The organism is Jatrophihabitans sp. (assembly GCF_036389215.1).
Lineage (GTDB): Bacteria > Actinomycetota > Actinomycetes > Mycobacteriales > Jatrophihabitantaceae > Jatrophihabitans_A.
Genome location: NZ_DASVQG010000251.1, coordinates 1 through 8,270 on the forward strand (window position 1 = coordinate 1; position 8,270 = coordinate 8,270).

Annotated in this window: 9 protein-coding genes; 2 read left to right on the forward strand and 7 right to left on the reverse strand. The window is 69.5% G+C overall.

The window, feature by feature from the left end:
* Positions 1-289: 289 nt before the first annotated feature.
* The 7 genes from VF542_RS14175 to VF542_RS14205 form a co-directional block, all read right to left on the reverse strand.
* Entirely contained in the window at positions 290-1,183 is an 894-nt protein-coding gene (locus tag VF542_RS14175; RefSeq protein ID WP_408652352.1) for a CAP domain-containing protein, read from the reverse strand.
* Positions 1,184-1,315: 132 nt separating this feature from the next.
* Positions 1,316-2,116, reverse strand: a complete 801-nt coding sequence (locus VF542_RS14180) for an ABC transporter permease (RefSeq protein WP_408652353.1) — start codon at positions 2,114-2,116, stop codon at positions 1,316-1,318.
* Positions 2,113-3,123: an ATP-binding cassette domain-containing protein gene (locus VF542_RS14185; RefSeq protein ID WP_408652354.1), complete on the reverse strand. Its 1,011-nt coding sequence runs from the start codon at positions 3,121-3,123 to the stop codon at positions 2,113-2,115. Before VF542_RS14185 ends, VF542_RS14180 begins: the two co-directional genes overlap by 4 nt.
* A 319-nt stretch (positions 3,124-3,442) precedes the next feature.
* Positions 3,443-4,366, reverse strand: coding sequence for a TIGR03619 family F420-dependent LLM class oxidoreductase (locus VF542_RS14190; protein ID WP_408652355.1), 924 nt, complete (start codon positions 4,364-4,366; stop codon positions 3,443-3,445).
* Positions 4,363-4,896: a VOC family protein gene (locus VF542_RS14195; protein WP_408652356.1), complete on the reverse strand. Its 534-nt coding sequence runs from the start codon at positions 4,894-4,896 to the stop codon at positions 4,363-4,365. Before VF542_RS14195 ends, VF542_RS14190 begins: the two co-directional genes overlap by 4 nt.
* The gene (locus VF542_RS14200) at positions 4,896-5,594 is read right to left on the reverse strand and encodes a dienelactone hydrolase family protein (RefSeq protein ID WP_408652357.1); all 699 of its coding nucleotides are present in this window, start codon (positions 5,592-5,594) and stop codon (positions 4,896-4,898) included. The genes VF542_RS14195 and VF542_RS14200 overlap by 1 nt, the downstream gene beginning before the upstream one ends.
* 92 nt (positions 5,595-5,686) lie before the next feature.
* Complete coding sequence (locus VF542_RS14205) at positions 5,687-6,913, reverse strand: WD40/YVTN/BNR-like repeat-containing protein (RefSeq protein WP_408652358.1); 1,227 nt, start codon at positions 6,911-6,913, stop codon at positions 5,687-5,689.
* Between the two features lie 88 nt (positions 6,914-7,001).
* Here VF542_RS14205 and VF542_RS14210 point away from each other — a divergent pair, with 88 nt between their 5' ends.
* Positions 7,002-7,286: a DUF427 domain-containing protein gene (locus tag VF542_RS14210; protein WP_408652360.1), complete on the forward strand. Its 285-nt coding sequence runs from the start codon at positions 7,002-7,004 to the stop codon at positions 7,284-7,286.
* Between the two features lie 167 nt (positions 7,287-7,453).
* Positions 7,454-8,185, forward strand: coding sequence for a VOC family protein (locus VF542_RS14215; protein ID WP_408652359.1), 732 nt, complete (start codon positions 7,454-7,456; stop codon positions 8,183-8,185).
* Positions 8,186-8,270: the final 85 nt, after the last annotated feature.

The following is an 8,270-nucleotide window of genomic DNA, read 5'->3' on the forward strand; positions in this document are numbered from 1 at the left end:
TGGGGTTTGGGGGGCGGGTTGGAGTCCGGGCTGGCGTTCGGGTTGGAGTCCGCGCTGGCGTTCGCTCTCATCAGCGGGAGGGCCGCGTGCCGGTACGCGTGCGCAGTGGCGATCTTCCACCGGACTGGGGCCTTCGCCGCAAGGCCAGTGAAGTTCCTTGAATGGGGGGTAACTACTGGACTGTTACGGATAACGGGCACGGTCTATCAGGTCCGACACGATACCTATCGCGAATGGTTGACGACTCACCCGGCACTTACTGCCGGTTGACCTCGACCGCTAGCTGCGCTCAGGTGATGACGGTGCGGCAGCCCAATTTCGGGCTGGCCGTGCCGGCGCCGGCATTGGCGGCGTAGAGGCACACCGAATGCGTCCCGGCCGGAAGCGTCACCGTGATGTCGAAACCCTGGTACGGCCCGGTCGTCCTGGCCGTGGCGACGTCCGGCCGGGCCACCGCCAGCCGGAACCACGCGACCGGCAGGCCGTCGTACCAGACGGCGATGGGCCGCGGCAGCGCCCGGTTGTCCGGGTCGACGGCCCAGCCGCGGAGCCGGACGCGGTGGCCGGACAGGACCACCGCACTGTCGTAGTAGCCGAACGGGTTGTGGTTGGCCATCGGAGGCGGCACCGGGCCGCCGACGTCGGCGAAGTCCTCGGTGAGCCACAGCTTGCCGGTGCGGGCGTCGATCAGGACGTCGATGCCGACGAACCGCACGGAGCTGGACAGGATATTGCGCCGGTGCCCGTCGTTCGGGGCCTTCTCGTTGTACATGGCGCTCTGCAGGCCGTCGGCTCCGGCGGTGGTCTGAGCGGTGGTCCAGCCGACATTCTCGGCAGCGGAGTGCCAGGGCACGCCGGCCTGGGCGATCCGGGTGCTGAACACCGGCTCACCGGGCAGCTGGTGGGACAGCAGGTTGGCCTGGGCCATCGTGATGTTGTGCAGCCGGGCGCCGCTGACCAGTGCGGGGCTGGCGGCCAGGGCGGGCAGGCCGTGGGCGGCCCGTTCGGCATTGAGCATCCGCAGCACGCTGGTGGCCGCGGCGGTCTCGGCGGTTGTCGCGGCCCGGGCGGTGCCGGGATGCACCAGCAGGCCGGACGCGGCGGCGAGGCTGGCGACCAGCGCTGTCACCAGTCGACGCCTGCGCGACGGGCGCGCGGCAGCCACCACCTGCGAGTAGGGCATCGGTTTTCCCATCTGCGTCCCGCCGGCGGGACGCCAGCGGCAATGGGTGACCTATCGGCAGGTGGGCCGACGGTCTTAACCGACGTTCGGAATGCAACGGGACATGCCTGGCATCCGGATCAAACTGCAGGACTAGCGGCTGGCCGCTTTCTTGTACTGGCGCACCGACAGCGGGATGAAGATCAGCAGCAGCAGCACGACCCAGGCCAGGGTGTAGACGACTGGATGTCGCAGTGACCAGTAGTCCGGCGCCGGGACATCGGCGGCGGTGTTGCCGAAGAGATCTCGGGCCGCCTGGGTCACCGAGGACACCGGATTCCAGTTGGCGACGAACTTCAGCGGCGCGGGGAAGTTGTCGGTCGGCACGAAGGTGTTGGCGATGAAGGTGAGCGGGAAGATGACGACGAACGAGGCATTGTTCACCACCTCGACGCTGGGCACGATCAGCCCGACCCAGGCCATGATCCAGGAGATCGCGTAGGCGAACACCAGCAGCAGCAGGAAGCCGCCGATCGCCTCGCCCACCGAACTGCGGATCCGCCAGCCGACCAGCAGCCCGGTCAGCGACATCACCGTGATGATGAGGAGGTTGTTGGCGACATCGCTGCCGGTACGCCCGATCAGCACCGCCGAGCGTGACATCGGCAGCGACCGGAACCGGTCGATGATGCCCTTCTTGATGTCATCGGCCATGCCGGTGCCGGTCAGGGTGGCGCCGAAGATCACCGTCTGGGCGAAGATGCCGGGGATCAGGAACTCACGGTAGTTGGTGCCTCTTACCTCGATGGCACTGCCGAAGACGTAGGCGAACAGCAGGATGAACATGATCGGGGAGATGGTCGAGAACACCAGCAGGTCCGGCACTCGTTTGATCTTGATCAGGTTGCGCTTGGCCACGATGGCGCCGTCGGTGATCGGTTTCAGCGTGGTCATCGGACGCTCGCCTCCTGCTTGACGCCGGTAGCCGCCGCGGCGTCGGCGGGTGCGGCGTCGGGGTCGTGCTCGGAGGCATGCCCGGTCAGGCTCAGGAACACGTCGTCCAGGGTGGGCCGGCGCAGCGCCACGTCGAGCAGCGCGATGTCGCTGGCGTCCAGTCGCCGCAGCGCCTCCATCAGTAGCCCGGCGCCGCCGGTCACCGGGGCGACGATCCGGCGGCTGTGCCCGGCGACCTCGACCGGCGCGCCGGCGAGTTCGGTCATGATCGCGCGCGCCGCGGGCAGATCGTCCTCGCGGACCAGCACGATCTCGACCCGCTCGCCGCCGACCTGCGCCTTGAGACTGTCCGCGGTGCCCTCGGCGATGGCCCGTCCGTGGTCGATGACCAGGATGTTGTTGGCGAGCCGGTCGGCCTCTTCCAGGTACTGGGTGGTGAGCAGCAGGGTGGTGCCGCCCTTGACCAGGTCGGTGATCACCTCCCACATGTCGGTCCGGCTGCGCGGGTCCAGCCCGGTGGTCGGCTCGTCGAGGAACAGCACCGGCGGCCGTGCCACCAGGGCGCCGGCCAGGTCCAGCCGGCGTCGCATGCCGCCGGAGTAGGTCTTCACCGGCCGGTCCGCGGCCTCCTCCAAATCGAACTGGGCCAGCAACTCGCGAGCCCGATGCTTGGACGGCCCCCGGCCCAACCCGTAGAGCCGGCCGACCATGTCGAGGTTCTCGAAGCCCGTCAGGTACTCGTCCACCGCGGCGTACTGGCCGGACAGGCCGAGCTTGGACCGCACCTGGCCGGGATTTCTCGCGATGTCGATGCCGGCCACGCTGGCCGTGCCCGCGTCGGGTTCGAGCAGGGTGGTCAGGATCCGGACCGCCGTGGTCTTGCCCGCCCCGTTCGGGCCCAGCAGGCCCAGGATGGTGCCCTCGGGCACTGTCAGGTCCAGACCGTCCAGCGCCCGGAGCTTGCCGTAGGTCTTGACCAGTCCCCTGGCCGTGATGACGTCACCCATCGGATGCCGCCGGGAACTGCTCAGTCATAGTCCCTCAGTCATAGTCGCTCGGTCATAGTCGCTCGGTCACAGTCGCTCGGTCACAGTCGCTCGGTCACAGTCGCCCGGTCACAGTCCCTCAGTCATAGTCGCTCGGTCATGAATCGTCAGTCCTCACAATGGGCATTGCCAGGAGTGTTCAAGCTAGGGCAGGCCTCCGACAACCCATTTTCGGCGCGCCGCCCTCCAGCGCGGCGCGGCATGGGCACTCCGTCACGGTGCGGTGGGCCGAGTCGTCACGAGCGGTGCGGGTGACGGATCGCCAGGTGGTTTCGCGATGTCACGGCCGAGGAGCGAAGGCGGCCAGCAGGTGCTCGGCGCGCCGCATCGACTCGGCGGGGTCAGCCTCCGGCGAGCCCACCTCGGGATCGAAGTTCGCGTCGAGGAACAGCTCGGTGACCCCCCGCTCGGCCAGCCGGTCGAAGTCCTCGCGGATCTGGCCGGCGTCGCCGTGCAACGGCTGCCGGTCAGCCCCCGCCGGTTCGTTCGTGAGCCTGGGCACGCCCCGGATGATGAACCGCAGCCGGTCCGGGTCGCGGCCGGCGTCGCGGGCAGCGCCGCGCATCAACTCCAGGTCGGCGCCGACGGTGCGCAGGTCGTGCCGGCTGCTCGAGATCCAGCCGTCGGCGATCCGGCCGACCCGGCGCAGCGCGCGTTCGGCGGTGCCGCCCAGCAGCAACGGCGGGTGCGGCCGCTGGACCGGCTTCGGGTCCACCCGGGCGGCCGGCATCCGGTAGAACTCGCCGTCGAAGCTGACCACCTCCTCGGTCCAGATGGCCTTCAGGCAGGCAATGAACTCCTCCGTCCGGGCACCCCGGCGCGCGGGGTCGACGCCGGCAGCCACGAACTCCTCCTCCGCCCAGCCCAGGCCGAGGCCCGCGTCCAGCCGGCCGCCGCTGAGCTCGTCCAGGGTGGCGAGCTGCTTGGCCAGCACGATGGGGGAGTAGAACGGCGCGTTGACCACCGCGATCCCCAGCCTGGCGTGCTCGGTGACGGCGGCCACGTGCGCCAGCGTCACGATCGGGTCCTGGACGGCCCGGTACATCGGGCCCCAGTCGCCCTCGGCCGGGTGCAGCAGCCGCTGGAACGTCCACAACGACTCGTATCCCAGCTCCTCGGCCCGCCGGGCGATCCGCACCAGGTTCGCCGGCCGCGCCCAGCTGCCCGACACCGGCAGCCCGAAGCCCAGTCGCAGCCGGCTCACCGGCCGTCCAGCCATTGGCCGCCGAAGTACATCAGCTCGTCGCTGAGCAGCTCGATCTGGATGCCGTCGGGGTCCCGGAAGTACAGCGACTCCTCGATGCCCTGATCGGGCCCGCCGTAGGGGATGCCTTCGGCGTCGAGCCGGGCGCGCAACCGCGCATGCCGGCTCGGTTCGACCGAGATCGCGATGTGCTGCACCGTTCCCAGGGCCTCCTTGCCGGCTTCCAGGCCCAGCCCCGGAAAGTCGAAGAACCCCAGCAGGGTCGAGTTGCCGAGGTCGAAGAAGAAGTGCGACGAGCCGGGGTAGTCCCGGTTCTCGACCAGCTCGATCAACGGAAAGCCCAGCAGGTCCTGGTAGAACCGGATGGTCGCCTCGGGGTCGCTGCAGATCAGCGCGGCGTGATGGATGCCGCGGCCATTGGTGGCCGGGCGGCTCTCGGGCGGGATCAGGTACCGCTGCCGCAGCTGTTCCCGCCGCTCGGCCAGCCGAGCCCGCTCGGCCTCGTCCGGCTGGTCGGGCGGCGGAGCCATCAGCTCAGCCGTTCCTTGAGGAAGCGCACGGTGCGCTCCCAGGCCAGTCTGGCGCTGTCCGGGTCATGGGTGCCCAGCAGGTTCTCCTCGTTGTGGAAGGCATGCCCGGCCGGATAGAAGAAGAACTCGACGTCGGCGCCGGACTCCTCGCGGATCTGCTGTTCCAGCGCGCGCGCCGTCGAGGCCGAGTACATCTGGTCCTGCTCGCCGTAGTGGCCCTGCACCGCCGCCCGCAGGCCGGAGTACTGCGTGGGCACCGCCGAGCCGACCCCGTAGAACGGCACGGCGGCACCGATCTTGTCGCCCTGCTGGGCGGCCAGCATCAGCACGAAGCCACCGCCCATGCAGAACCCGACAGCGCCGACCTTGCTGGAGGTGACCGCTTCGTGGCCCAGCAGGAAGTCGACCGCGCCTGCCAGGTCCTGCGCCGCCTCGGCCACCGGCAGCTGCGACATCAGCTCGCCGGCCTCATCCGAGTCGTGGGTCGTCCGGCCGCCGTACAGGTCCGGTGCCAGCGCGACGAAACCTTCGCCGGCCAGCCGGTCGGTCACCTCGACGATGTGGTCGGTCAGGCCCCACCATTCCTGGATCACGATCACCCCTGGCCCGGTGCCGCTGGGAGGCAGCGCCAGATAGCCGTATGCCTGGCCGCCGTTGCTGGCGAAGGTGGTGTTCTGGGCAGTGCTGTCCTCGCTCACGCGGGGCCTCGCTCTCGGATCGGCGTCGATGGGAACGGGTGGAAAGCCTGCCTCGAAACTAGGGGCTGCTCCCGATCCCAGGCAACTCCGGCTCAGGGCCGCCGCAAGGACAGCACCGCGACCCGGCCGGTCTCGCCCGAAGCCCAGCAGGCACCGTCGTGCGCACAGCTGACGGTGTCGAAACTGCCGGTGTCGAACTGGTGCCAGCTGCGGCCGCCGTCGTAGCTGATGTCACTGCCGGAGATGCCGACGGTGATCGCGGTGGGATGGTGGCGGTGCGGCAACCAGGCGACTCCGGAGCGGTAGCCGCTCGGAGCGTCGGACACCAGCCGCCAGCTGTTGCCACCGGTGCGGGTGCGGGCCAGTGCCTTGGTCGGGCTGGTCGGGGTGTTGAAGTCACCGCCGGTGGCCAGGCCGTGCCACCGGTCCCGGAACGCCAGCGCGAAGACGCCGGCGGTCGGTCCGCTGCCCATGCCGGTGGTCGTCACCGTCCAGCTGAGCCCGCGGTCGCGGGAGTGGAACACCCGGGCCTGGCTCTGGCCGCCGGTGCCGAACCAGGCATCGCGGCCCAGCGTGGTGATGCACTCACCGCCGGCGGCGAAGGCTGCCTCGCCGGGCAGCGCGGCCGGCATCGCGGCATTCGAGCGCACCCACCAGCTGCGGCCGCCGTCATTGGTCGCCAGGATCCGGAACTTGCCGCCGACCGGGTCGCTCAGCACCAGGCCGTGTTTGCGGTCGGAGAAGGACATGCAGTCGAAGAAGGCTGCCGGATTGGTGTTCTGGTAGGCGATCCGCCAATGCCTGCCGCCGTCGCTGGTGGAATAGAGCGCCGAGTCGGTGCCGGGACCGGCCGCCATCGCGACCGCATGCCTGGTGTCGAAGGCCTGGATGTCGCGGAACTGGAGGTTGTCGGCACCGGCCGGTGAGACGTCGCGCCAGTGCCGTCCGCCGTCGGCCGTCATCAGGATCGTGCCGTCGTAGCCGCCGACCCAGGCCACCCTGGCGCTCACCGCGGACAGCCCGCGGAAGTGCGAGACGCTGCCGGTGGGTACCAGTCGCCAGGCCGGGACTGCGGCGGGTCTCGAATGCGCTGCCGTCATCGAGTGCGCAGTCATCGAATGCGCTGCAGTCATCGAGTGCGCAGTCATCGAATGCGCAGTCACCGAATGCGCAGTCATCGATTGCGCGGTGGTCATCGAATGAGCGGCGGCAGGCGCCGCTCCGGCGGGGGTTGCCAGCGCTGCCGGCAGCGCCAGCACGGCGATCAGTGCGGTGCCCGCCGCAGCGCGGGTCCGGAAGCTCATCAGCGACAGGTTCATGCGCCGGGACCTTACCCAGTGCTCGGTTGGCAGTGGATTAAGTCTCAGTGCGACTCCTGCCATCTCGTGGCATCGTGTAGCGATGAGCATGCAGGCAATCTGGAACGGGGAAGTCATCGCCGAGAGCGATGACACCGTGGTGGTCGAGAACAATCACTACTTTCCGCTGGACTCGGTCCGGCAGGAGGTGCTGCGACCGTCGGAGTACCACACGGTCTGCCCCTGGAAGGGCACCGCGTCCTACTACTCCCTCGAGGTGGACGGAAAGCTGAACCAGGACGCCGTCTGGTACTACCCCGAGCCCAAGGAGGCCGCGGCCGAGATCCGGGACCGGGTGGCGTTCTGGCGCGGCGTCGAGGTTCGCGGGAGCTAGCCCCGCGGGCTGGTCGCTGAGGTCGCCGGCGCGGATTTCGCGACACGGCTGGTTCCGGCATGCCGGAAGTGGCAGGGTGAGGTGTCCGCTCGCCACTGCGTTACGAAAGGCTCGCCATGCCTGTTCATGATGGCCCGTGGCCCGATGGCACGCCCTGCTGGGTAGATGTGTCCGTCTCGGACCTGAGCGCTGCCCGGCTGTTCTACGAGGGGCTGTTCGGTTGGGACATGCAGGAGGGTCCGGCCGAGTACGGCGGCTATCTCAACTGCGCCAAGAACGGCCGGCTCGCCGCCGGCATCAGCCCGAAGATGATGCCCGAGGCGCCGGACGCCTGGACGATCCACTTCGCCACCTCCGACGTGGATGCCGCCGCGGAGCGGGTGAGGACGGCCGGCGGCCAGGTGCTGATGGAGCCGATGGATGTGGTGGAACTCGGCCGGATGGCCATCTGCCTGGACCCCAGCGGGGCCAGGTTCGGCCTGTGGCGGGCCGGCAGCCACACCGGGATAGGTGTCTTCAACGAGCCGGCCTCGCTGATCTGGACCGAGCAGCTGAGCCAGTCGTCGGAGGCCAACCTGGCTTTCTACGGCGCGGTCTTCGGCTGGGAGTTCCACGACATGTCCTCTGACGGCTTCCGCTACTCCACCTTCGTCAGCGAGGGCCGCGACATCGGTGGGGTCGGCGAGTACGGCGACGACGGCCCGGAGCTGGCCCCCCAGTGGTGGCTCTATCTGGCCGTCGATGACACCGACGAGGCGGTTGACCGGCTCATCAAGCTCGGCGGCAGCGTGCTCCGCCCGCCCACGGACTCCCCGTACGGCCGGCTGGCCACGGTGGCCGACAACCAGGGCGCCAGCTTCTGCGTGATGGCGGCACCGCCTGAGGGTTATGGCGAGTGACGCCGTGCCGGACGCTGTGCCGGACGCGCTGAACTGGCAGAGCACGGCCGACGGCGCGAGCCTGCTCGCGCCGCCGGTCAGTGCG

Bases quoted from the DNA above. Each gene is read 5' to 3' on its own strand.
- VF542_RS14175 (WP_408652352.1), bottom strand. From the start codon at position 1,183: ATGCCCTACTCGCAGGTGGTGGCTGCCGCGCGCCCGTCGCGCAGGCGT.
- VF542_RS14180 (WP_408652353.1), bottom strand. From the start codon at position 2,116: ATGACCACGCTGAAACCGATCACCGACGGCGCCATCGTGGCCAAGCGC.
- VF542_RS14185 (WP_408652354.1), bottom strand. From the start codon at position 3,123: ATGGGTGACGTCATCACGGCCAGGGGACTGGTCAAGACCTACGGCAAG.
- VF542_RS14195 (WP_408652356.1), bottom strand. From the start codon at position 4,896: ATGGCTCCGCCGCCCGACCAGCCGGACGAGGCCGAGCGGGCTCGGCTG.
- VF542_RS14205 (WP_408652358.1), bottom strand. From the start codon at position 6,913: ATGAACCTGTCGCTGATGAGCTTCCGGACCCGCGCTGCGGCGGGCACC.
- VF542_RS14210 (WP_408652360.1), top strand. From the start codon at position 7,002: ATGCAGGCAATCTGGAACGGGGAAGTCATCGCCGAGAGCGATGACACC.